This is a genomic window from Acinetobacter sp. BY419 (genome assembly GCF_019038395.1).
Taxonomy (GTDB): Bacteria; Pseudomonadota; Gammaproteobacteria; order Pseudomonadales; family Moraxellaceae; genus Acinetobacter.
The window spans coordinates 1-24,212 of record NZ_JAGFXZ010000015.1 but is presented as its reverse complement, the minus strand read 5'-3'; the positions used below and the strand labels follow the sequence as shown (position 1 = coordinate 24,212).

Genomic DNA, 24,212 nt, shown 5'->3' with positions numbered 1-24,212 from the left:
AGTCTATGTAACAAATTTTATCTAAAATGCCAGTTTTTCTATTTAAGTGTTTGAAATATATTAAATTTGGGAAATTCTATTTGTACAGCGTACAATGCTGTTATTACAGAAGTAACTCATCAATATCAATTGGTGAATAAAAATAGAGATAAACGAGGGCAGGCAAGCTTATGAACAACAACTACCGTAAACCGCTGCAATCCACCCAGCTGGAATATTATGACGTGCGACAGGCCGTAGAAGATATTCAGCCAGGCGCATATGCCAAACTTCCCTATACTTCCAAAGTCCTGGCGGAGCAGTTGGTTCGTCGTTGTGATCCTGCCATTCTGGAACAGTCTTTACGCCAGCTAATTGAGCGCAAGCAAGACCACGATTTTCCTTGGTATCCGGCACGTGTGGTGTGTCATGACATTTTGGGGCAAACGGCTTTGGTAGACCTTGCTGGTCTGCGTGATGCCATTGCCGAACAGGGCGGTGACCCGTCTAAAGTCAATCCGGTGGTACCCACCCAGCTGATTGTCGATCATTCACTGGCAGTTGAGTTTGGCGGATTTGATCCGGATGCCTTTGAGAAGAACCGCGCGATTGAAGACCGTCGTAATGAAGACCGTTTCCATTTTATTGAATGGACCAAAACTGCATTTGAAAATGTCGATGTGATTCCTGCCGGTAATGGCATCATGCACCAGATTAATCTTGAGAAAATGTCTCCGGTGATTCAAAGCCGCGATGGCGTTGCTTTCCCGGATACCTGTGTCGGTACGGATTCACATACACCCCATACCGATGCTCTGGGCGTAATCTCGATTGGTGTGGGTGGCTTAGAAGCTGAAAACGTGATGCTGGGCCGTGCTTCGTGGATGCGCCTGCCGGACATTATTGGTGTGGAGCTGGTCGGTCAGCGTCAGCCGGGCATTACTGCGACCGATATCGTTTTGGCATTAACCGAATTCCTGCGTAAAGAGCGTGTGGTTGGCGCATATTTAGAATTCTTCGGTGAAGGGGCTGACAGCATGTCGGTCGGAGATCGTGCCACGATTTCCAACATGACCCCGGAATATGGCGCAACTGCAGCCATGTTCTATATCGATCAAAACACCATTGATTATCTGACTTTAACCGGTCGTGAGCCTGAGCAAGTCAAACTGGTCGAAACCTATGCCAAAGAGATTGGTCTTTGGGCATCGGATATGACTCAGGCAGAATATCCACGTATGCTGCGTTTCGATTTATCAACTGTGACACGTAATATTGCAGGGCCATCCAATCCGCATGCGCGCGTATCAACCAGCGACTTAAAAGCCAAAGGCATTGCAGGCAATCTAGATGCTGCACGCGCGCAAGAGGCTGAAGGTTTAATGCCGGATGGTGCTGTGATTATTGCGGCAATTACCTCATGTACCAATACTTCAAACCCGCGCAATACCGTGGCAGCCGGTTTACTGGCACGTAAAGCCAATGAACTGGGCTTGGTGCGTAAGCCTTGGGTGAAATCATCTTTTGCACCGGGTTCTAAAGCTGCTGCCTTGTATCTGGAAGAAGCTGGCGTACTCAAAGATCTGGAAAAGCTGGGTTTTGGAATCGTGGGCTATGCCTGCACCACCTGTAACGGCATGTCGGGCGCGCTCGATCCGGAAATCCAGCAGGAAATTATTGACCGTGACTTGTACACGACTGCGGTACTTTCAGGTAATCGTAACTTTGATGGCCGTATTCATCCTTATGCGAAGCAGGCTTTCCTGGCTTCTCCGCCTCTGGTTGTCGCATATGCAATTGCGGGGACCATCCGTTTTGATATCGAAAAAGATGCACTGGGCACAGACAAAGACGGCAATCCGATTTATCTAAAAGACATCTGGCCGTCTGATGAAGAAATTGATGCGCTGGTCAAAAAAGCAGTCAAGCCTGAACAGTTCCGTCAAATTTATATTCCAATGTTCGATTTAGGCAAGAATGAAAAATCAGCAAGCCCACTGTATGACTGGCGTCCGCAAAGTACTTATATCCGCCGTCCGCCGTATTGGGAAGGGGCGCTGGCTGCACCGCGTACACTAGCAAACATGCGTCCGCTGGCAATTCTGGGCGATAACATCACTACCGACCACTTGTCTCCATCGAATGCGATTGTGCGTGATTCGGCAGCAGGTGAATATCTGGCGAAAATGGGTGTGCCTGAGGAAGACTTTAATTCTTATGCAACGCATCGGGGTGATCACCTGACTACGCAACGTGCGACACTGGCGAATCCGAAGTTGTATAACGAAATGGTGGTACGTTCTGATGGCACAATCAAGCAGGGTTCAAAAGCACGTGTAGAGCCGGAAGGCGAAGTGATGCGGATGTGGGAAGCGATTGAAGTTTACATGAACCGCAAGCAGCCATTGATCATTATCGCCGGTAAGGATTATGGTCAGGGTTCGAGTCGTGACTGGGCTGCGAAAGGTGTGCGTCTTGCAGGTGTGGAAGCCATTGTTGCAGAAGGTTTTGAGCGTATCCACCGTACCAATCTGGTGGGTATGGGCGTGTTGCCGCTTGAGTTTAAACCGGGCACAGATCGTAAGACTTTGAAGTTAGATGGTACTGAACTGTATAGCGTGATTGGTAATATTGCTCCACGTTCGACTTTAACTTTAGTGATTGAGCGTGCCACAGAGGATGGTAAGGAACAGACCATTGAAGTGCCTGTGACCTGTCGTTTAGATACGGAAGAAGAAGTGCATGTGTATGAAGCGGGTGGGGTATTACAACGCTTTGCGCAGGACTTTTTAGAAGGGAATGTTTAAGAATCTCCCCTAGCCCCTCTTTATGAAAGAGGGGAACTCCCTCCTTAGAAAAAGGAGGGTTGGGGAGGATTAAAGTTGTTGATATTGTTTAAAAAGATCATACTTTTAAAGTGGTTTTTGTAAAATTATTTAGAGTAAAATAATGTTTGAAATAAAAAAATTAGATGAAACAGGTCTTCGAAAACTACTAGACGCAAAGGAAGATCATTTTTTGATTTAAAAGGAAAAGGGATTAAACCTGCGAAATTACAAGAGTCATTTGTTGCTTTTGCTAATGCTGACGGAGGAGAAATATATGTTGGTATTGAAGACGAAAAATTTGAAGGGGATAGGATTAATCCATTTAAAAATTTAGAAGAAGCAAATGCAATAATTAATGTTCTTTTAGAGCAAACAAAACCTACGGTTGAAGGTGTGGGTATTGAATTCTTAGAAATTAAACAAGGTTATATACTTTTTATTTCTATACCTAAAAGTCCTAAAGTTCATTACACCTCTAGTGATGAATGCTACATTCGGCTAAATGCCAATAAAAATAAGATAAAGGGAGATCGTATTACATCACTTGCGTACTCTAAGGGAATAATGGCCTATGAGCGACAAGCTGTTGCTAATACTGATATTGAAGAATTAATTGAATCTGAAATATTATCAGATTATATGATGAGAATATCAACAACGCAGACTCCCGAAAAATTTCTTAAAAAACAAAGATTATTGTCAAAGTTGGAGGGGGAAATGCTTGTTCCAAATGTTGGGTGTGTGGTTTTATTTGATGAAGAACCACAGGCGACAATGGATACACGCTGTGCTATAAAAATTTATAGATTATTGACTACTGATTCCAATTATAAGAGGGAGCATCTTTTAGAGATGCCAGTAACAATTAATGGGTCATTAGAAATATTAATTCGTAATGCAATTAAAAAAATCAAAAGTTATTTGGATGGTGCTAAATTACATGATGGTAGTAAAATGACTTATCCATCTGAAGCAATTAAAGAAATATTAGTAAATGCTGTTATACATCGTGATTATAGTTTAAATGATGATATTCACGTTAAAATTTATGATGATCGTATTGAAGTAACTAGTCCAGGTAAATTGCCAGGATATATGACGATAAATAATTTATATGAAGAGCGATTTTCCAGAAATCCAAATTTAGTGAGAATGTTGCATAATTTACCTGAACCTTTGAACCACGATATTGGAGAAGGTTTGGACACAGTCAAAAATGAATTGAGAAAAGCAGGATTGGTTGAGCCATTTTTTGAAGAGAATGAAAACTCCTTTGTTGTAACTTTGAACCATAAAAAATTATCTTCCATTGAAACAGTCATATTAGAGTATCTAAGTCAAAACCCTGATTCTTACATTACGAACTTACTGATAAGGCAGTTAACAGGTGAAAATGATGTCAATAAAGTTAAAGGGGTTTTAAAGAGGTTACGTAAGGAAAATAAAATTGAAGTTGTGGGTAGTCCATCTAGAGCATTTGATTATAAATATAGGCTCATTTAATTTTTTTAAAGATATCTGTATTAGCCTAATCGCCAAACCTTCCTTACAAAAAGGTCAATCTAACTTATAAACGAGTTGTCTATTACTGCATTCACCATTTCTAAAACAACACGGAGAACGAAAATGGTTATAGCTGGCTCTACACCCGGAACAGGCTTCTATTTTTGTATTCAGTGCGGACGCCGCGCTTATTTAAAAATAGATAAAGATCGTTTACTTCCGTGTATCAAATAATTTATATAAAACCCTATCACTCGGTAGGGCTTTCTTAATTTAAGGGTGGTTTAAAAGTGTTCAACAAGTATCTATCATAAGATACATACCAAAATGATAAGGATATTTTTATGTCCACCGCAAAAGTTTTTATGACAGGACGTAGTCCAAGCCATTCGCTTACCCAAAGAGTTTCGTTTTGAAAGTGCAGAAGTCGAAATTTTCTGTCGTATTAATGAAGCTACTTATCGAGAAAAACAATCATAATTAAACATTTAAGCTATCTGATTTAAAAAATAAATTATTACTTTTATTTGATTAAATTTAAGCTTATTTCTATCATTCATCCCAATAAAGAAGGGACTGATCACTTATTCCCTTCAAGAATACGATACAAATAACGTTTATTAAGTCTCGCTATTGCGTATATTACGACACAGTAAAATATTTGAAGTCCCCAATGAGTTCTAAAACGTCCATTGAACAAATCCCTCAAGCCAATTTAAAAGCATGGTTGGCAGTGATCGCAGTGGCTTTAGCCATTTTTGCTGTGGTAAGCGCGGAAATGCTTCCGATTGGATTGTTGACGCCCATCGCAGAAAGTATGCAGCAATCTGTAGGACGTACCAGTCTGATTATTTCCACACCATCTCTAGTGGCTGCTATTGTTGCGCCGTGTGTCGTTTTAGTTTTTACCCGCATTAATCGCCGTCAATTATTACTCTTGTTTATGCTGCTGTTGTTTATTTCCACCTTAGTTTCAGCAATGACGGACACATTCCATTGGTTATTACTGGCGAGAGTATTGTTCGGGATTTCAATGGGCGGTATTTGGGCTTTAGCAGGGAGTTTCGCTATTCGTTTAATGCCTCCCGCACAAGTCGGACTCGCCACTTCCATTATTTTTAGCGGTATTGCTGCGGCTTCAGTATTGGGCATACCCGCAGGTGTATATCTCGGTGATTTATTTGGTTGGCGGATGGCTTTTATCTCTGTCGCCATTTTAGTGGCCATTGTATTTGTGATGCTCTTTTGGTCATTACCCTCGCTACCCATTAAAAAAGTAAGTACGTTGCGAAGCAGTTTAACGGTACTTAAAAAACCGAATGTTATTATTGGCTTATGTTTGACCTTGTTTATCGTGACAGGGCATTTTTCTGCATACACTTTTGTACGACCTATATTACAAGAAATCGCACAATTCTCGGATGCATCGATTGGCGCTTTATTATTAATTTATGGTGTTTTTGGGATTTCAGGTAATTTTGTTTTAGGTTTTACAATTCAAAAATTTTTATGGCAAACACTATTTATCATCGCTTCTTTATTAAGTACAACATTGCTGTTATTCATATTTTTTGGTGATTTTCTATATTTAAATATTATCTTGTTCTTAATTTGGGGATTTGCTTATGGTGGCGTTTCAGTCTCACTAACGACATGGATGATTCGTTCAGCGCCGACGCAGCTTGAATTAGCTACTGCATTTAATGTTGCTGTATTTAACCTTTCAATCGGATTGGGCGCTTTTGCTGGTGGACTCATTTATGACAGTATTGGGCTTTGGTTGAATTTGGTTTTTGCAAGTGTATTGACCTGCATAGCCGTTATTGTGGTCTTTATTAATCGCAGGAAACAAGCAGGAATTTAACGTTAAGCGCTGAAATATAATACTTTGAATGGATCTGATACGTTTTATGCTGCTAATCCAGAAGGTGTGGATAGGGGGTCTTATAATCCATTCTTGATAGTGGCTTGCCCAAACGCCACCATCACCTGTCGAAATGGACAATAGACATTCATCATAAGAGGGTTATACTAGATCTACCATTTCTAAAACTATGGAGAACAAAGATGGTTACTGCTGGCGAAAAACCCGGAACAGGCTTCTATTTTTGTATTCAATGCGGACACCGCACCTACTTAGAAATTGGTACTGATCGTTTACCACCGTGTACCAAATGCCAAGGCAATCAATTTAACAATAAGAATGCCTAAGCAAAACAACTCAAACAGTTACCCTCTGTTTTGAATGAAAGCCCTATTACTCCTTAGGGCTTTTTGCTATCTGAATATGCCCATTCATAGTTTAAAATTGATTGAAAATTGATCGGAAAACCCCATATAAATCCCTAGATTCACAGTATTTAGGGCGGCTCAATTGCAACATTATCTTGATCTTAATCACGACTCAGGTGTTGCCAATTACGAGATTGGTAAGGAGTTTATTCGTGTGCAATTCAAGAAAACCTCTAAAGTCTATACCTACAGCTATAGTAGTGCCGGTTATCAGCATGTCGAAAACATGAAACAGCTCGCCCAATATGGCGATGGTCTGAATGCCTATATCAATCATCATACCCGACAGCTATTTGTACGCTAAAACTGGTCTGCTTCTTGCTTCAGTGAAAGTCCTGAAAGGCAAATATTTGATAAGAACTAAATATCTGCCTAGAAATAGTGCACCTGCATATATTAAAAAGAGGGCAATCACCTATGGAAATTCGCGAGTACGCACCAGAATCAGGCAAATTAAATAAAAAAGCCCATTTTTACTCCGCATGGCCGCTGATCTTGATCCTTTTTGGAGGCGCGATTGGCTCGCTGTATGGTGTGATCGCCTATCTGCTTAATCTGAAAAATTATGGTTCTGAACTGACCAAACTCAACAAGGTTTTGGCTAATCTTCTTTGTGGGATGTCGGCCATCAGTGCATGGTGGTTTAGTGCACAATGGATTCAGAGTACTTTCTTTCAATAAAACAGAAATCCTGTTCTGAATATAAATTCCAATAAAGCTTATTTTTATAGAAGAAAAAAGCGCAAAAAATCAGAAATAGGATTTATTTCCCTGTATGAAGGGGAATGGCGAAATAAATTTTCGAAAATTCTCAAAATTAAAAAAACATAGGAAATTAATCCCGTCCAGCTTTGCCTAATATAGCTTTCAAGGGTGTGATGGGATCGGAAAGAGTAGCATGCTGTGAGCGGCGCAAAACGCGAGTGCAGTACGAACCCAAAAGGTCTCGATCCGGCTTAGGACGCTATAGACCAAAAGTTTATAGGCTATAAGATCAAGTCTTACAAAGATTGATAGTTGAAGTAAACCATTAGACGTTTTCCCAACACCCTAAAAAATTATCCAGCAATGCAAATTTAAATAATAATTAAAATAAATCAAAAACTTAAAATAAAATTCAATTCAGGAAAGATACAAATCACCGCTTCATTTTTACAACGCAAACCTGTTATTTTTAAGTACTGTTTAACCTGACGTCGTTAATCGCAATCTATCTGATGAATCAAAGTTAAGAATGATCCTGAACTGAATATGTTCATGATAGAAAAATGGCGTTATTCAGAATAATTTTATAATGATTTTGAGCGCAGTATGATAAATAAAAACGAAAAAAGATTTCAAAGGAGTTGAAGCAGATGAATCAATTCAAACCGGCACTGATTTTGGGTGCTTTGATTGGCTTGGGACTGATAATTGCAGCATGGATTCTGGGCAGTAGCGCGCTGAAAATCAAACAGTATGAGCGTGTAGTTTCAGTCAAAGGTTTGTCGGAACGCGAAGTTAAAGCCAATGTGGCAGTATGGCCAATCCGCTTTAACGCGGGCAGCCAAGATCTGGGCGAGTTGTACGATATCATGCAGACCAATACCCAGGAAATTCAGAACTTTTTAAAAAATGAAGGTTTTAGCGCGGAAGAAATTACCAGTGCTTCACCGAGTATCACAGATAAATACGCCCAGCAATATGGCGGTGATGCTAATGTCGCACTGCGTTATACCGCCAGCCAGACCATTACGGTCTATACCCATAAAATAGATGCTGTGCGCGTGGCACAAAGTCGTCTGGTGGCTTTGGGGAAAAAAGGGATTGCTTTTGCAGGAGATGATTCCGGACAAAGAACAGAATATTTATTTACCAAACTGAATGACATCAAGCCGGCGATGATTGAACAAGCTACACAAAATGCCCGCAGCGTGGCGGAAAAATTTGCTGCAGATTCAAAAAGTCGTCTGGGTAAAATCAAGTCCGCAAACCAGGGGCTGTTTAGTATTGAAGATCGCGACAGCAATACCCCGTATTTGAAGAAAGTACGCGTGGTCTCGACAGTCGATTATTATCTGGCAGATTAGCCTGATCTGGCCAAGTGCGGTAATTGACAGCCTGAAAGCAGCTTGTTATTTTGCGCGCACTGTTCCAGACGCTATACGCTAACATGCCCATCAATAAAGACTTTGTCTATTGTCCACCGCAAGAACCGCTGCATATTGTCTATGAAGATGATGATCTGGTGGTAATAGAAAAGCCGGCCGGATTATTGTCGGTTCCGGGGCGTTTACCTGAACATCATGATAGTGCCTATTTACGGGTTGTGGCTAAATATCCGCAGGCCAAAATTGCCCATCGTCTGGATATGGCCACCTCGGGTATTTTAATGTTTGCCAAACATCGCATGCAGAAGTGGCAGTCAGTAAAATGTTTCAGGCTCGCAGGGTAGTTAAAAACTATGTCGCGCTGGTACAGGGCAAACTTGAAGGTGAGGGGAGTGTCGAAGTGCCTTTGATTGCCGACTGGGAAAACCGTCCGCGTCAGATGGTGGATTATGAACTGGGCAAGGCAGCCAAAACCCTGTATCAGGCAGTAGAATATTTACCTCAGCAAGATATTAGCCGAGTGCTACTGACACCTATTACCGGTCGTTCCCATCAGCTTCGCGTGCATATGCTGCATCTGGGTCATCCCATTACTGGCGATAAAATCTATCACCCTGAACCACAGCGCAGTCCTTTAAATCGTATGGCTTTGCATGCCAGTTATCTGGCTTTTACCCAGCCGTTGAGTGGTGTGCCAGTTGAAATTAAGGCCGTCGTGCCATTCTGATCGAATTCCGCTTAAGAGTCAGCTCCCATAGGTTACATACTTTTTAAACGCATAAATATGATGAGGATCAATCCTTTAAATCAAGTCACTCAAATAAAAAATGTGAGAATTTGTTTCGGTAGCAGCTTGGAGATAAGTGAATTTATCAACCTGTTGAATTGATATCTTCTTGTAGATTGCCTGATTGGCTATCGATATAGGACATAGATTTCCAAGCCCAGTACATATCTTGATCACGAATTCAGATGGTTTTTTATCGTTTTTATCATCTTGATACCTCTACTTTTATTTTTTTTGATTTTACTTTCATTATTTTAAAATTATATCCTCTGATATAAAGTGAATTTCTTCAACGCTTTCTGAATGGGGTGGGTTTGAGCTAAAAATTAGTCCAGCATGCATCATCTACTCTCTAAAAAATACAGAAAAACAAAATTAATGAATGACTTAGTGATGAATGACTTTGATTATCTGGCTAAAGTGATGCAGAATCAACCACGACTTTATAATAAATTTTTAATTTGATGGTTTAGGGCAATGCCCGGGGTTAAAGGAAAGAACGATGCTTAGTATGGCTCTCTTCGTTCTCGCGAGTATTCTATTATGTGTTTTGCTAGGGAGCTTGAAGATACAGGCCTCATTACGCAGCAATATCCAGTTTTTACAGGAAAACCTGGATCATTCCCGCAGAAAATTGTCAGATTATGAAACTCAAGTCGATGAATTGAATTATGAAATGACCCAATTGCGGGTACAAAATAGCAGTTTAAACATTGCACTGAATAAATACAAAAAATATCAGGATATCTGGGATATAGGGCAATACATTATTAACCGGACCTTGCAGGCCGAAAACTTTGTTGAAGTGACCAAGCTGGACGCTTCGATTATGATCGATGATCTCAAGGCCTATATCGCAAAGGTTAAAGACTATCTTGCCCAGTTTCAGGCGCAAGCCTTAGTTGAGGTCGAGCAGCAGGCCCGACAAAGTCTACAGGCTATTATGAGCAGGCCAAGCAACAGCATCGCTTGCAGGAGGTATTAAGTGCTTTAGAGCATAAAATAGAGGCCAAGCAGTTCGGCTTGCAGCTTCCTGCAACACGTGTTCTGGAACAGTTGATTGAAGGCTATAACGAAACGGATACAGCTCGGTATTTGTGCAATGTGCGTGAGAAAATTCAGCAGGCCATAGAAAAACAGCAGGTAGCAAGCTGTAATTATGTTGACGACAGCCGCCGTCGAAGCACCATTGCAATCATCAGTCTGGCTTTTAATAGTAAGGCAGATTCATATCTTTCTCGATTAAGCACAGAAAATCTGGGCGAAATGCTGCAAGCTTTAAGAGATGATTATGTCTTGCTGAATTATACCGGGCAGGCAATGAGTCAGGCCATGGTTCAGGAATCCTATCTTCATCTGCGTTTAGAGGAACTCAGGTTTGCTGCACTGCTCATGCAACTGAAACAAGATCATCTGTATCCACACACCGTCTAGCTCATGATTTTTATCAACATCTAATAGATGATTTTTGCCAGGTGTTCTGCTTGCCAGAGGCAGGTTTAAATCCTGATATTTTCAGGATTTTTAGGTTATGGAAAGGCTGGAGAGGTTGATCGTATCGTATATTTTTATATTTATAAAAATCATATGTTTATTTATGGTTAAAAGATAATATTTTTTGTCCTGATCTCGATAATTGTATAAAAATCAGCTAATCTTAAATGCAGAATAAAACGGCATCATAATAAGGATACTTCTATGTCACGTGATTACAATCAATTCCCTGACGATGAAAATGGCAATGTATTGTGGCAAATGCATCAGGATGGTGATGACTTGCAGGAAGCACACGAAATTGAGTTTTCGATTGCTTTTGCGGATGAAGCACAGGCGGATCGTTGTGCCTTGCACCTGTTAAAAGAAGAGCAAAAAATCAGCCTGTTTCAGGATGAAGAAAGCGATACCTTGGAATGGATCATCACGATTTATGTGTATATGGAGCCTGCTTACGAAGATATTGTTGATCTGGAAGAATGGTTCAGTAAAATCGCTGCACAATTTCAGGGTGAATATGATGGCTGGGGCTGTATGGCCTATGTCTATGATGATGAACTGGATGATGAAGAAAGCAGCTCGCGTAGCAGCTGATCATACGGTGATTTAAATGAAAAAACCCGGTGCTACCGGGTTTTTTATATGCTTTATTCAATGGATATGCGAAAACTTGAACTTGTGCATAGATACATACTCATTATATATAGCCAGTTAGAAACTGGATAAAATGACTGAGATGACTGCCCAACTCAGGCTGATCAGTCACGACCAATGCAGGGGATATCCCTCAATAAAAAAAATAAAGAATAAGAATAAAGGACAGGACAAAATGAGTTACACCTTAAAAATGCATCGTGTGTTCAGCGCACCACCGGAGCGGGTGTATCGTGCCTTTGTGCAGCCGGATGCACTGGCGAAATGGCTAGCACCACATGGCTTTATTGCCAAGGTAGAACATGCAGAAATCAAACCCGGCGGCAGCTATAAAACCACCTTTACCAATTTTTCTACCGGGACCCAACATCATTTTCATGGCATTTATCATGAGGTGATTCCCAATCAGTTGCTGCGCTATACCGATCAATTTTCCACCCCGGAACTGCAAGGGGCAATAGAAGTTACCGTGATCTTTGAAAAAGTGTCAATTGGCACCGGCTTGCATATTATTCAGGTAGGTTATCCGGATCTGGTACCACCGGCGGTGTGTCATTTGAGTTGGCAGGAATCACTGCAACTCTTATCTTTGCTGGTTAATCCGCAGATTTCAGATAATTGATTCCTTCACGTTGCTGTGCTGGTTGCATCTCAAGATCCTGCCAATTAGCGCTGCATGCAAAGGCGCTATACTGTAAGCTTCTTTGTTTATTTAATTTTTCTCTTTTTCGAGGTTCCTATGGGTCTGCCAAACTGTCCAAAATGTCAATCTGAATATACCTATGCAGATGGCGATCTACTGATCTGTCCTGAATGTGCATATGAGTGGAAAGAAGGCGAAATCACTGAAGAACAAGTGGTCATTAAAGATGCCAATGGCAACGTACTGGCAGATGGTGATAGCGTAACAGTCATTAAAGACCTGAAAATCAAGGGTTCATCTTCAGTGGTGAAAGTGGGTACCAAAGTAAAAAGCATCCGCCTATTGCCTGATGCTGCCGATGGTCATGATATCGATTGTAAAATCGAGGGAATTGGTCCGATGAAACTGAAATCGGAATATGTAAAAAAAGCTTAACTTTAGTCTTAGATTAAAATTCCAATGAGAGAATAATACGGTTGATCAATTGTATTATATTTTCAATATTGCTGAAATTTTGGGCTGAATATTTTTCAGTGCCCTGACCTTTACGTTTTCGATCCGAGAGCTTTTCTATGCCACACCTGCATCTGGAATATTCTGACAATCTGCAACATATCGAGACTAAAGCTTTATTGGTTGCCATCCATCAGGCACTTTTTAATGCCGGCCATGTAGCTGATCTCAATGATTTAAAAAGTCGTGCGATTATGCAGCAGGATTATGTGGTTGGACTAAATATTGTTACAGATCAAGCTTATGTGCATGCTAAAGTTTCGCTGTTGAGTGGGCGTAGTCTCGAAGTGCGTCAGGCGATTTCTGCATTGGTGCTCGACGTCATGCAGCAATACATTGCGCCACAGCCCGGATTAAAAATACAGCTCTGTGTTGAAATTATTGAAATGCCAAAGCAGACTTATGCTAAAGCCATTATTTGAACCTTGGCTTTTATCGCGTGATATGGCATAAATAAAATGTATTAAAAGCTTATTCAAGCATTAAGAAATTCATAAGCAGATCTACCTGCTCTGTAATGGCCGGGTATCTGGTGCAGATCCAAAAATATTTCTATTTTTTAAATGATATATTTTGTCATTTACAGATATGAGATAAAAGTTCTAAAGTAGATTTTAATCGCTGCTGATTCTTGAATCATCCAATAAAGAAACAGTGGGTTCATCCTGACTGAGATAAAAATAATTGTATAAATGATCTTCAGATGAGCTGTAGCGAATCAGGCAGCGAAGCGAGAGCAGCGCTAGCACAGGCAGAATAATAATAACAAAAGATCAGAAATCCGGTCAGCTGATTGCACCCCGATTTCAGGTCTAAATTGTCCGGTTGAGGGAATCTTATGCAAGTTTTTGGGAATGAGCAATTGGCTCGGGAAGTCATGGCATTTCTTCAGGAGTGGGACAACGCAGTAGCCAGGCTCGAAATTCAGGATATTATTCAATTATGCCGACCGGAGATCCGTCTGGTCGATGTCAGCATGGAAGTCAAAGGTGTCGAGGCTTACCAGGCACTCTGGCAGCAATATCGGCCCTTTATGCCTGAAGGAATCCGTATCGAGCGCCAGGATCTTAATATCCATGTCACCCATGATCTGGCGGTCGTCGATGGTTATGTGCGGGTTAATTATGCGGTGATTGAACCGATTTTTCAGCTGGGCTGGTGTCGGGTCAGCATGTGTCTCAGCAAGCAGCAAGGCAAATGGCAATTACTGCATCAGCATACTTCAGTCCCAGTACAACTCGAAACCCGAAAAATGCGCCGGATCAAAAGTGTGAGCTGATTCATATGCCTGTAAAGATTTAAGTGAAATATCTTTGCAAATGATTACAGGAATACCTTTGTAACAAAAATAGAGAAAGTCCTAGATTATGCTGAAGGAATAAGCTAGGACACTTCAGGTGGATGACAACAAGACCAGTCAAGTCAAACTACGACAGGCCACTCTGCAACAACAGACTGAAGTATTGATGCCGGATCAGTCCGAGCGGCAGCGTACCCAACATGCACTCAGATTGATGGCAGGCTTTGTGATTGCTGCCGTGGTGATTACAGCATTGTATTTTGGCCGCGATATTTTTCTTCCGCTGGCTTTGGCTATTTTGCTGGCATTTTTACTTTCTCCGCTGGTTTCCCGTTTAAAGCGTTGGGGCTGTCCACAATGGGCTGCGATTGGTCTGGTCATGTGTCTGACCTTGTCATTTTTGGGGGGGACTGCAACCTATCTTGGGGCGCAGCTCGGCAAGCTGAGTCAGGAACTGCCGCAATATCAGGACACCATCCAGCAAAAACTGAATATGCTCAAAGCCTATCGTCAGGGACCGAGTATGTGGGATGGCGCAATCCAGACCTTTGATACCGTAGAAAATTCAATAGATACCCCGGAACAGGAAACTGAAGACCCGAAAGTCCAGAATGTTAAAGTGGTCGGCCTGGAACCATCGAGTGAAGAAGCTGCGCTGGATTGGCTGAATAAAATCCTGAATCCGCTGGCGATTATCGGGATTGTGTTCCTGTTTATGGTGCTGATTTTGCTGAATGGCAAAGACCTGCATGACCGCTTTCTGAAGCTCTTGGGCGGTAATCTGAATATCGGTACCGATGCGCTGGATGATGCTGGCAAAAGTATCGGAACCTATTTGCGTATGCAATTACTGGTCAATGTCACCTATGGCATTCCCATGGCGATTGGACTGTTGCTGATTGGGGTGCCAGCAGCGGTCATGTGGGGACTGGTCGCAGTGGTCATGCGTTTTGTACCTTATGTAGGTCCGATTGTTTCAGCTATTTTTCCGATAACGCTGGCCTTCGCCGTCGATCCGGGCTGGAACATGGTGCTGTGGACCGTGGCCTTGATTCTGGCCCTGGAACTTATCAGCAATAACGTGATTGAACCTTGGCTCTATGGAGAAAGCACCGGTCTGTCTACCTTGGCGATTATTCTGGCAGCTACTTTCTGGACTACCCTCTGGGGACCAGTGGGGCTGATCTTGTCGACGCCTTTGACTGCCTGTTTACTGGTATTGTCCAACTATGTGCCCGCACTGGGTTTTGTCAAAACTCTGCTGGGCAGTACGCCTGTGCTGTCACCCTCCGAGCAGTTTTATCAGCGACTGGTGGCCGATGAAGTCAATGACGCGATGCAGGTGGCCAATGATTATATCTGTGCGCAGTTGCCTAAAAAGCCAACTGCGGATGATGTCGCTCGTTGCGTACAAATGTTCTATGGCAAAGTGGCCATTCCAGCCATTCGAATTTATTCCCAAGGACATGATACCGATATCACCGCCGCGCATCGGTTGCGTCTTTATCAAGGATTGAAGTTCTTTAATCATGCTTTTCAAAAAGCTTATCCGAGTGAAATGAGTGCAGAGCAGCCCGAAGTCTATTGTGTGGGGGCGCGGTGGGAAATTGACACCCAGATTTCTGCCATGTTGGCGCATGCCCTGAACCTCAAACAGATTGCCGCCCAAAATGATCCGGATGTGCTGATTCAATCGGGCGAATCTGAAAAGGGCATTGTATTACCAGCTTCGATCAAGATTTTATGTGTGTCTATTTTTCATCATGCACCTGCGGCACAGATTCGTTTGCTGAAATATAAACTGGCACAGCAATATCCTGAGCTGAAAGTTATTTTTGCAACCTGGGGCGTGACGCAGCTGGAGATTCTGGATGAACTGCAACAACGTTTTGAGCTGGAGGCACTGGTCAATAACGTGGATGATCTGATCCTGACCATCGAGACTGACGCCTTGAGTGAAGGAGAAAACTGGTTTGAGAATCTGGAGATCAAGAATACAAAAGAACGGCAGCAGGCTTTAAATGAGTTGGGATTATTGGACGACAGCCATCAGACCCTTTATAAGCAGTATATTGAAGAAGCTCGCCAGGCCTTTGATGTGGATTATGCGCAAATTTCCTGGCTAGATCAGCATGAAATGTATATTCCGGTCAGCCCTTTTAACCAGGAGCCTGTTGCAATCCGGCAGATGTGCAAGAGTTCTGTCTGCACCCATCTGCTCTATCAAAATGAGCCTTTGGTGATTGAAGACTTGCAGCGCGATCCGCGTTTTCCGTATCTGTCAGAATTGAGACAGCATCATATCCGTTTCTATGCCGGTGTACCGTTAAGAGATAAAAACGGAATTGTGCTCGGTAGTCTGTGTCTGCTGGATAAGCAGCCGAGACAGATGCAGGCGGAAGATATGATTTTGCTCAAAGCTTTGGCACAGGATTTAATGGCAACCCTGAGTAATGAGCGCAAGAAAAAAGATAAACAGAAGCAGATTGAACAGATGCAGCCAGCTACTTCGGCAAGTGTTTTAAAAAAGGATTAAATGATGAAACAAAAATGGACATACAGCATCAAAGCTATGAGCATTGTATTCGCTTTGACCGGTATCAGTTCATGGAGTCTGGCTGCCATTCAGGGACTGCATTTTTCACATAAGGATTGGGAAATTGCCTGTGACAATACCGGTACCTGCCGCGCTGCCGGTTATCAATCCGACCAGGACATTGATTTACCTGTTTCGGTGCTATTAGAGCGTGCTGCGGGTGCAAACAGTGGCATCAAAGCTCAGGTCCGGATTTTGCCCTTAGCTACCACCACAACGACACGAGAAGTGCAGATGCAAATTGCCAATACAGCTTATGGCATGATTGGCCTGAATCGGGAGGGAATAGGACAACCGAGTACGGCTCAAACACGTGCCTTGTTGAAAGCTGTACAGGGAACAAGTCCAGTGATATTTAAGAATGCGCAAACACACTGGACTTTGTCGACAGCCGGAGCTAGTGCCGTTTTGCTCAAGATGGATGCATTTCAGCACCGACTCTCTACGACCTCAGCCTTGATCAAGCCTGGGAAAAAATCCTGTCAAGCGGTACTCAAAGCCGCAGCGATACCGCAAGTTGTGATATCTAAATATCAGTCAGGCAAGATCACTCAAGCAAAACTGAATACGGCAGCGAGTCAGCAGATGATTCGAAAACTGAAAGCAACCACCAACGAGGATCAATGTGATTTGCTGTTTAGCCAGCGTTTTCTGTCGGATGATGCCATGACGATTTATCCCATCAATGCTCAAAATCAGTTGATTCAGATCCCCTGCTGGCGTGGGGCGTATAATATGGGAAGCGGTTTCTGGCTGATGGATCAAAACAAGCAGCTGAAACAGCTGGTGACCACCTCCGGAGAAACCTTTAGCCAAGGCCAGATATTTTCCGGGCATAAAGTACGAGGTTTGGGTGATTGTCGAAGTCAGGACCAATGGGCATGGAATGGCAGGAAATTTGTCAAAAGCTTCAGTAGTCTGACCGTACAATGCAAAGGCTTTGCTGGTGGTGCCTGGAATTTACCAAGCTATGTGAGCATAGTTATCTCAGCTCAATAGGGGTATCCTCGCAAAAATAGAAACTATAAAAAAGCCTGAATGATTCAGGCTTTTTTATCTTTAAAATTTTAATCTTAAAAACGTTTTGGAATTCTCTGACCATTTGGAACAGGAATTTCAGCATTTTTTAATACCCCAAATAACCAGGTTTCAGCATGCTGTACCGCAGTTTTCAACTGATCACCCATGGCCAGACGTCCGGCAATGAAACTGGCCAGTGAACAGCCCGAACCATGATACTCACCTTCCAGACGTGGACAGCGGGTTTCGTTGATCAGCTCACCCGCGATATACAGGCTATTCTGAATATAATCAGGGGTATCTTCATGACCACCTTTGACCAGAACAGCCTGTGCGCCCATTTCAAATAATTTTTGAGTGGCCCGCTTGAGGTCCTGCTCGCCGGTCAAGGCACGCAGTTCAACCGTATTCGGGGTTAGCAAGGTAGCTAAAGGAATAAGCTGGGTAAATGCTTTGACCAGGGTCGCCTGATTGCCCAGTGAGCCACCACTATTCGCCACCAGAACCGGATCCAGCACATACAGATAGTCCGAATGTGCAGCCAGAAACTCGGCCAGTGCCGCGATATTATCTGTGGTGCCTAACATGCCGGATTTTACACAACGAATTGGCAAGTCATTCACCACGGCATTGGCCTGAGCCAGCAGCAATTCTCGGGACGTGGCTTCAAAACCAAAAACCTGCTGCGAATTTTGAATGGTAAGGGCTGTGCAGGCAATTGCTGCATGGGCACCACTTTGACCAATGGCTTCAATATCTGCTTGAAGACCGGCTCCACCTGAAGGGTCTAAACCGGAGAAGCAAAGTACGGTAGGGCGCAAAATGATGTCCTTCATTCACTAAATTACATTAGTATAGGCAAATTTGAATGAACTCTCGATATTAATTTATATCGGTGCTGAGAAGAGGGGATGGACGGTGATTAAGAATATTTTGATTGATCTGGATGGGACATTAACTGATCCGAAAGTGGGTATTACTACGTCTGCGCGTTATGGCCTGGAAAAGATTGGCCATCCGATTAGTGATGAGGTTAATATCGACTGGATTATCGGTCCTCCCTTAAAAGCCTCGCTGGCCAAAATCTTAAAGGTCGATACAGATCATATTCTGGCTGAGCAGGCCTTGATGGCTTATCGCGAACGCTTTGCAGTCAAGGGTCTATATGAAAATCATGTTTTTGAGGGTGTGGCAGAAACGCTGGCAGAACTGAAACGCCGTGGTTATCGCTTGTTTGTCGCCACGGCAAAACCCACGGTTTATGCGAAACAGATTCTGGAACATTTTGATCTGACCCAATATTTTACAGAAATTTATGGCAGTGAGCTGAATGGCGAGCGAACCAATAAAGCTGAACTGATTCAATATATTCTGGAACAGCAACAGTTGCAGGGTGAGCAATGTGTGATGGTCGGGGATCGTGAATATGATGTTTTTGGCGCACGTCATAATGGCATTGACTCCATTGCCGTGAATTATGGTTATGGCAGTCAGGATGAGTTAGCACTGGCACAGCCTAAATATAAAATAGATAGTTTTAATCAGTTATTAGATTATTTTAAATGAAGTTTCTTGTTTGCTTAATTGATTTGAACTGATTTTTAGAGATGTTGGGATCTATCAGCGGGTGAATCTATAGAGATCAGTATATCTAGAAGATAAGCTCTTTTATTAAACGCTGACCCGATTAAAATCTCGCTCTCTGCAGGATTTTAATCTTGGACGAATACTTAAAGCGTCAAAAACCAGGTTGATGCCAGCACCACCATAATAATGATCACCAGCAAAATTTTGATGATCGTCATTCGATGTTGGGGTGGAAGTTTGGCTTTGGTCAGTGCATTTCCTGCGTGGTCGAACAGGATGACATTTTGTACACTACTTTCATAACCGAGTTCTAGCAAAGCCCGCTTTTCAAGTTCCGTTAAACCATCTTCCGGCAGATCCATGATTTGCAGCAATGCAATAGGGCTGAATAGCCTTTTCATTACCGGCGAGGGTAACAGCTGTTTTAGGGTCACTGCGGCTGCATCAAAGTCGGCAATAATACTCCGTGGATGGGCATAAGGTACATCTGGTAGTCGGGTATGCGTGATCGTACCATCTGTGTCCATCAGCTGCATTTTGTCTTTATAAATTTGCACCCATACAGCATCTGGAAATTTCACTAATTGTTCTTGTAGCATTGTGAGAGTCTGATTTTACTGATATTTACTCATTAAATAAGCGATAAACAAATCCTGCATCAAGACGGGATTTGTAAGCTTCGGTTATTTGGCCGGAGCACCATATTTATTGTTTTGTTGTTTGGTTTCAGTGGCCCACCACCAGATCAGCACAAGAACACCAATCACGGTAAGCATCAGCAATTGCCACCAACCAGAACGTCCTACATCATGTAAACGACGGGCACCAACTGCCAGACTTGGGACAAGAAGTACCAGATTAAGCAGGCCATTTACGAGCGATTTAGTGCCTAAAACTGTATCAATAACCTCAGCAATAATGCCTAAAATTACACAAAACAGCATAAAAAACCAAAATTCTTTACGGCGTGCGCGGCCGGAAAAGTTTGCATAGTTGGTCAGACATTTTACAAACCAGTCAATGCTGCTGTAATTTTCCTCGGCCTGATCCAGATTGGAGTATTTGTCGAGCTGACTGGAAATTTTTTCCCCCAGATAAATAGAAGTACCTAAGGCCAGATAAATATCAGAGGCTTCACCCGCGGTGTTCACGATAAAATCGACCCGATCCCCACGGGACGGTGGACGTTCTCCACGCCAGTCCGCACCATTAAAACTATAGCGCTGATTATCATCTCCCGAGATGAAACCGGTATTGTATTGAATTGAAAAATCAAGGATTGAACGTTTCATGCTTGTTCTCGTCTATTAAGCTAAATTATTTTTTTTAAAGCGATGCAATTTTTTATCAGAATAACTTTAGCATAATCGAATTTTTAAAAATTCATAGTGAAATGGCATTAATTTTCTAATGATTTCAAACGAGTTACAGCAATAATGTTTTGATGATCAGCCAATGAAATATTCAGGTCAGCATGCGTTGAAAGGATAGATGACAAGCATTAACCGGAACAGATTTATACTGGCAGTCGGTAGACGGAGGTTAAGCTTGAATACACCACGTAAATATCATTCCGGTATTTGGAATTGTAACTTTATGTTTTACATTTAATTAAAAATAATAATATAAACAATTATTTATAGATTGAGTGATTTGCAATAAATTTATAATAAATATACTTGCCTTAACATTTTGTTCATACATTTTAACTATTAGTAATAATTATTCAAAAGAGACAGGCATACAATACCAAGCTTCATATTGTGATAAAGGTGTCACATTGAATCTCTCTCCCCCCATCATCAAAGGCAGTTTAGCTTTGCTTCTGGCGACTCCAGCTGCACATGCTGATCCTTACCACGACATGGGCGCGGAAGTTTATTGTGGCTCACATGCCCCAGTAACTGGTTCAGCATGCGCTCGAATGTGCAAGATGTTCGTCACTTAAGCGCAGACAAAGAGGGTGAAAATGTGCGGATAGACGGGATTAAGTTCGATACATCTTTCTAAAATATAGTTTTTAGTTGCCAATACATAGTTGAATATCTAAGCACTTTGTTGCATTGATGAGTGATGCCTGCTCAAGACATTGATGTATTTATAACTAGGAATTTCATAATTAAGTTGCTCATGCCGGTCCTGCGCATAAGCTTTCAAAAAATTTATATAAGGTGTTCACTATGAATACTTCATCATCAGGTTCGGTACTGAAAACGATTTTAGTGGTCATTGCCGCTATTTTCGGTTTAGGACTGCTGATTGGAGGAATTTATCTTGCAGTGCTGGGTGGGTCTTGGTACTACATCATTGCAGGCATTGTCTTTATTGCGACCGCAATTCTATTACAGCAGCGGAAAAGTGCTGCACTCATGGTGTATGCGATATTTGTTTTGGCGACAGTGGTGTGGGGGTTGTGGGAAGTTGGTTCAGATTTCTTTGCGCTTGCGCCGCGTCTAGATATTCTAGGTCTGTTCGGTTTAGTCCTACTTATTCCTGCGGTAACACGCGGTTTTGATTATAGTAAAGGTGCCAAAATTGCCTTGACGGGTTCACTGGCCATTACCATTGCCGTCATGATCTATTCTATCTTTAATGATCCGCAAGAAATTCGGGGTGAATTAAAATCTCAGCAACCTGCAACCCACCAGCCAATCCCGGGTGTGGCAGATGAAGACTGGCCAGCCTATGGCCGTACCCAGTCCGGTTTACGTTATTCGCCATTAAAACAGATCAATACTGAAAACGTCAAAGACCTGCAAGTGGCTTGGGAATATCACACGGGCGAATTCAAAACTGAAAATGACTCGGGTGAAACCACCAATCAGGTTACCCCAATTAAAGTGGGTGACAACATGTACATCTGCACCACTCACCAGAAATTGACTGCGCTTGATCCGGCCACAGGTAAGGCAAAATGGACTTATGATCCGAAGTTAAAAGCCGATCATACCTATCAGCATTTAACCTGCCGTGGTGTGTCTTATTATGATGTGAACAATACAGCTGGTTTTGAAACTAGTCTCGCTGCGAAAAAAAGCAGCTCTGCGGAATGTCCACAAAAAGTGATTTTGCCGGTCAATGACGGGCGGCTGGTTGCGGTAAATGCAGTCACGGGTCAGCCATGTTCTGACTTTGGTAAAAATGGCGAAGTTGATCTGCAAAAAGATATGCCATTTCCGTATCCGGGCGGTTATATTCCAACGTCACCCCCAGTTGTCACAGGTACCACCATCATTATTGCAGGTTCAACTACCGACAACTATTCAACTGAAGAACCTTCTGGTGTGATCCGTGGTTATGACGTGAATACCGGTAAACTGCTTTGGGTATTTGATACTGGCGCTGAAGATCCAAACGCCATTCCTGCACCGGGCCAAAAATTTGTACACAACTCTCCAAACGCTTGGGCACCTTTGGCCTATGACGCGAAGCTGGACATCGTCTATGTACCAACAGGTGTGGGGACTCCGGATATTTATGGTGGTCACCGTACTGAACTGGACGAGCGTTATGCCAACTCGATGCTGGCCCTGAATGCCACCACAGGTAAACTGGTTTGGAATTTCCAGACCACACATCATGATTTGTGGGATATGGACGTGCCGTCACAGCCGACATTGACCGACATCAAAGACAAAAATGGCAATATGGTTCCAGCCATTTATGTCTTGACCAAAACCGGAAATGCCTTTGTGCTGGACCGTCGTAATGGTAAAGTGATTGTGCCGATTACGGAGAAACCGGTACCACAATCTGTGAAACGTGGTCCTCAGACCAAGGGCGAGTTCTATGCTAAAACGCAACCCTTCTCTGACTTTAACCTGGCACCAAAAGACAAGTTGACTGACAAGCAGATGTGGGGCGCCACCATGTTTGATCAGTTGGTCTGCCGGGTTGCATTCCATAAACTGAACTACGATGGCATTTATACCCCACCATCTGAAAATGGCACTCTGGTATTCCCTGGTAATCTGGGCGTGTTCGAATGGGGCGGTATGTCGGTCAATCCAGAGCGTCAGATTGCACTGACCAACCCGATTGGTCTGCCATTTGTTTCAAAACTGATTCCTCAAGATCCAAACCGTGAGAAAACTGCTAAAGGTGCAGGAACAGAAGCCGGTATTCAACCGATGTATGGTGTGCCGTATGGTGTTGAAATCAATGCATTCCTGTCTCCATTTGGTCTGCCTTGTAAACAGCCGTCTTGGGGCTTTGTAGCAGGTGTGGATTTAAATACCCATGAAGTGGCCTGGAAACGCCGCATCGGTACCATCCGTGACAGTATGCCGGGTATTCCATTGCCACCATTCAAAATGGGTGTGCCGATGCTGGGTGGTCCTATTTCCACTGCGGGCAACGTGATGTTTGTCGGTGGAACTCAAGACAACTATATTCGCGCCATTAACGTAAACAACGGTGATGAGTTGTGGAAAGGGCGTCTACCTGCAGGTGGTCAGGCTACGCCAATGACCTATGAAGCCAATGGTAAGCAGTATGTGGTTATTATGGCGGGTGGTCATGGTTCCTTTGGCACCAAGATGGGCGACTCACTCATTGCCTATGCCTTGCCGGACAATAAGTAACTGACGCTCTAATTTTGTCTAAGAAATCCTGATTCGTCGGGCTTTTTTATGGCTCATTTTTATTCGCAAAATAGAGGATAAGCAATGCTTGATAAAAATGATGTTGATTTGTTTCACAAGGCCATAAGTCCCTTTATAACCCTTTAGAATATTGAAGAAATAATGTGGGTGGCATAATTTTGAATGAATCGAAAAAGACGTTGATAAAATCGCTTTGATATTCAAATTTCACTTCGCACACGGCTTAAAACTAACATTTCTATCTGTATTCTGATGAAGAAAATTCGAATCCACTGATCATTGAAGATCACACCGGCTTATAGAATAAATCATGTGATTTGCT

Annotated in this window: 20 protein-coding genes and 3 pseudogenes; 20 read left to right on the top strand and 3 right to left on the bottom strand. The window is 42.6% G+C overall.

From position 1 onward, the window contains the following. Positions 1-170: 170 nt before the first annotated feature. The 17 genes and pseudogenes from acnD to KUG37_RS07555 all read left to right on the top strand — a co-directional run bounded on the left by acnD (position 171) and on the right by KUG37_RS07555 (position 17,678). Positions 171-2,786, top strand: coding sequence for a Fe/S-dependent 2-methylisocitrate dehydratase AcnD (acnD, locus tag KUG37_RS07630; RefSeq protein WP_216940339.1), 2,616 nt, complete (start codon positions 171-173; stop codon positions 2,784-2,786). Positions 2,787-3,005: 219 nt separating this feature from the next. Beyond that, positions 3,006-3,317: pseudogene (locus tag KUG37_RS14725) on the top strand (helix-turn-helix domain-containing protein); the annotation flags it as partial. A gap of 54 nt (positions 3,318-3,371) precedes the next feature. Then, entirely contained in the window at positions 3,372-4,310 is a 939-nt protein-coding gene (locus tag KUG37_RS14885) for an ATP-binding protein (protein ID WP_367947488.1), read from the top strand. A gap of 673 nt (positions 4,311-4,983) precedes the next feature. Then, the gene (locus tag KUG37_RS07620; RefSeq protein WP_216938350.1) at positions 4,984-6,174 is read left to right on the top strand and encodes an MFS transporter; all 1,191 of its coding nucleotides are present in this window, start codon (positions 4,984-4,986) and stop codon (positions 6,172-6,174) included. A gap of 164 nt (positions 6,175-6,338) precedes the next feature. Further along, on the top strand, positions 6,339-6,521 hold the full coding sequence (locus KUG37_RS14840; RefSeq protein WP_367947489.1) for a hypothetical protein: 183 nt from the start codon (positions 6,339-6,341) through the stop codon (positions 6,519-6,521). Positions 6,522-6,684: 163 nt separating this feature from the next. Continuing rightward, a complete protein-coding gene (locus tag KUG37_RS07610; RefSeq protein ID WP_216940337.1) occupies positions 6,685-6,906 on the top strand; it encodes a hypothetical protein in 222 nt (73 codons plus the stop codon). A 113-nt stretch (positions 6,907-7,019) separates the two neighbouring features. Further along, positions 7,020-7,283 carry a hypothetical protein gene (locus KUG37_RS07605; protein ID WP_216937862.1) on the top strand — a complete coding sequence of 88 codons (264 nt, stop codon included), beginning with the start codon at positions 7,020-7,022 and terminating at the stop codon, positions 7,281-7,283. A gap of 674 nt (positions 7,284-7,957) precedes the next feature. Continuing rightward, positions 7,958-8,671 carry an SIMPL domain-containing protein gene (locus KUG37_RS07600; protein ID WP_216940335.1) on the top strand — a complete coding sequence of 238 codons (714 nt, stop codon included), beginning with the start codon at positions 7,958-7,960 and terminating at the stop codon, positions 8,669-8,671. Positions 8,672-8,754: 83 nt separating this feature from the next. Further along, positions 8,755-9,419: pseudogene (locus tag KUG37_RS07595) on the top strand (pseudouridine synthase). A 562-nt stretch (positions 9,420-9,981) separates the two neighbouring features. Beyond that, positions 9,982-10,913: pseudogene (locus KUG37_RS07590) on the top strand (hypothetical protein). 264 nt (positions 10,914-11,177) lie between these two features. Further along, positions 11,178-11,567: a ribonuclease E inhibitor RraB gene (locus KUG37_RS07585; protein WP_216937858.1), complete on the top strand. Its 390-nt coding sequence runs from the start codon at positions 11,178-11,180 to the stop codon at positions 11,565-11,567. Between the two features lie 235 nt (positions 11,568-11,802). Then, a complete protein-coding gene (locus KUG37_RS07580; protein WP_216937856.1) occupies positions 11,803-12,249 on the top strand; it encodes an SRPBCC domain-containing protein in 447 nt (148 codons plus the stop codon). Between the two features lie 117 nt (positions 12,250-12,366). Then, complete coding sequence (locus KUG37_RS07575) at positions 12,367-12,705, top strand: zinc ribbon domain-containing protein YjdM (protein ID WP_216937854.1); 339 nt, start codon at positions 12,367-12,369, stop codon at positions 12,703-12,705. 137 nt (positions 12,706-12,842) lie between these two features. Then, positions 12,843-13,205: a 5-carboxymethyl-2-hydroxymuconate Delta-isomerase gene (locus KUG37_RS07570; RefSeq protein WP_216937852.1), complete on the top strand. Its 363-nt coding sequence runs from the start codon at positions 12,843-12,845 to the stop codon at positions 13,203-13,205. A gap of 416 nt (positions 13,206-13,621) precedes the next feature. After that, complete coding sequence (locus KUG37_RS07565) at positions 13,622-14,062, top strand: nuclear transport factor 2 family protein (protein WP_216937850.1); 441 nt, start codon at positions 13,622-13,624, stop codon at positions 14,060-14,062. A gap of 118 nt (positions 14,063-14,180) precedes the next feature. After that, positions 14,181-16,619, top strand: coding sequence for an AI-2E family transporter (locus KUG37_RS07560; protein ID WP_216940333.1), 2,439 nt, complete (start codon positions 14,181-14,183; stop codon positions 16,617-16,619). Between the two features lie 3 nt (positions 16,620-16,622). Then, positions 16,623-17,678 (top strand): DUF1176 domain-containing protein, encoded by a 1,056-nt coding sequence (locus KUG37_RS07555; RefSeq protein WP_216940331.1) that lies wholly within the window; start codon positions 16,623-16,625, stop codon positions 17,676-17,678. Positions 17,679-17,752: 74 nt separating this feature from the next. Here the strand turns inward: KUG37_RS07555 and KUG37_RS07550 are convergent, their stop codons facing one another. Further along, on the bottom strand, positions 17,753-18,520 hold the full coding sequence (locus tag KUG37_RS07550; protein ID WP_216937844.1) for a hydroxymethylpyrimidine/phosphomethylpyrimidine kinase: 768 nt from the start codon (positions 18,518-18,520) through the stop codon (positions 17,753-17,755). 97 nt (positions 18,521-18,617) lie between these two features. Here KUG37_RS07550 and KUG37_RS07545 point away from each other — a divergent pair, with 97 nt between their 5' ends. Beyond that, on the top strand, positions 18,618-19,265 hold the full coding sequence (locus KUG37_RS07545) for an HAD-IA family hydrolase (RefSeq protein ID WP_216937842.1): 648 nt from the start codon (positions 18,618-18,620) through the stop codon (positions 19,263-19,265). A 164-nt stretch (positions 19,266-19,429) separates the two neighbouring features. On the opposite strand, the gene KUG37_RS07540 is transcribed toward KUG37_RS07545, so the two are convergent. After that, positions 19,430-19,885 carry a hypothetical protein gene (locus KUG37_RS07540; protein ID WP_216937840.1) on the bottom strand — a complete coding sequence of 152 codons (456 nt, stop codon included), beginning with the start codon at positions 19,883-19,885 and terminating at the stop codon, positions 19,430-19,432. 84 nt (positions 19,886-19,969) lie between these two features. Continuing rightward, complete coding sequence (locus KUG37_RS07535) at positions 19,970-20,578, bottom strand: DUF805 domain-containing protein (protein WP_216940329.1); 609 nt, start codon at positions 20,576-20,578, stop codon at positions 19,970-19,972. A 488-nt stretch (positions 20,579-21,066) separates the two neighbouring features. On the opposite strand from KUG37_RS07535, the gene KUG37_RS07530 reads away from it, so the two are divergent. Both KUG37_RS07530 and KUG37_RS07525 read left to right on the top strand, forming a co-directional pair. Then, a complete protein-coding gene (locus KUG37_RS07530) occupies positions 21,067-21,234 on the top strand; it encodes a hypothetical protein (RefSeq protein ID WP_216940328.1) in 168 nt (55 codons plus the stop codon). Positions 21,235-21,466: 232 nt separating this feature from the next. After that, complete coding sequence (locus KUG37_RS07525; protein ID WP_216938443.1) at positions 21,467-23,869, top strand: glucose/quinate/shikimate family membrane-bound PQQ-dependent dehydrogenase; 2,403 nt, start codon at positions 21,467-21,469, stop codon at positions 23,867-23,869. The last annotated feature ends 343 nt before the right edge of the window (positions 23,870-24,212 follow it).

Excerpts from the sequence above, each read along its gene's own strand:
- acnD (WP_216940339.1), top strand. The coding sequence starts at position 171 with ATGAACAACAACTACCGTAAACCGCTGCAATCCACCCAGCTGGAATAT.
- KUG37_RS14885 (WP_367947488.1), top strand. The coding sequence starts at position 3,372 with ATGGCCTATGAGCGACAAGCTGTTGCTAATACTGATATTGAAGAATTA.
- KUG37_RS07620 (WP_216938350.1), top strand. The coding sequence starts at position 4,984 with ATGAGTTCTAAAACGTCCATTGAACAAATCCCTCAAGCCAATTTAAAA.
- KUG37_RS07605 (WP_216937862.1), top strand. The coding sequence starts at position 7,020 with ATGGAAATTCGCGAGTACGCACCAGAATCAGGCAAATTAAATAAAAAA.
- KUG37_RS07600 (WP_216940335.1), top strand. The coding sequence starts at position 7,958 with ATGAATCAATTCAAACCGGCACTGATTTTGGGTGCTTTGATTGGCTTG.
- KUG37_RS07585 (WP_216937858.1), top strand. The coding sequence starts at position 11,178 with ATGTCACGTGATTACAATCAATTCCCTGACGATGAAAATGGCAATGTA.
- KUG37_RS07580 (WP_216937856.1), top strand. The coding sequence starts at position 11,803 with ATGAGTTACACCTTAAAAATGCATCGTGTGTTCAGCGCACCACCGGAG.
- KUG37_RS07575 (WP_216937854.1), top strand. The coding sequence starts at position 12,367 with ATGGGTCTGCCAAACTGTCCAAAATGTCAATCTGAATATACCTATGCA.
- KUG37_RS07570 (WP_216937852.1), top strand. The coding sequence starts at position 12,843 with ATGCCACACCTGCATCTGGAATATTCTGACAATCTGCAACATATCGAG.
- KUG37_RS07565 (WP_216937850.1), top strand. The coding sequence starts at position 13,622 with ATGCAAGTTTTTGGGAATGAGCAATTGGCTCGGGAAGTCATGGCATTT.
- KUG37_RS07555 (WP_216940331.1), top strand. The coding sequence starts at position 16,623 with ATGAAACAAAAATGGACATACAGCATCAAAGCTATGAGCATTGTATTC.
- KUG37_RS07540 (WP_216937840.1), bottom strand. The coding sequence starts at position 19,885 with ATGCTACAAGAACAATTAGTGAAATTTCCAGATGCTGTATGGGTGCAA.
- KUG37_RS07535 (WP_216940329.1), bottom strand. The coding sequence starts at position 20,578 with ATGAAACGTTCAATCCTTGATTTTTCAATTCAATACAATACCGGTTTC.
- KUG37_RS07525 (WP_216938443.1), top strand. The coding sequence starts at position 21,467 with ATGAATACTTCATCATCAGGTTCGGTACTGAAAACGATTTTAGTGGTC.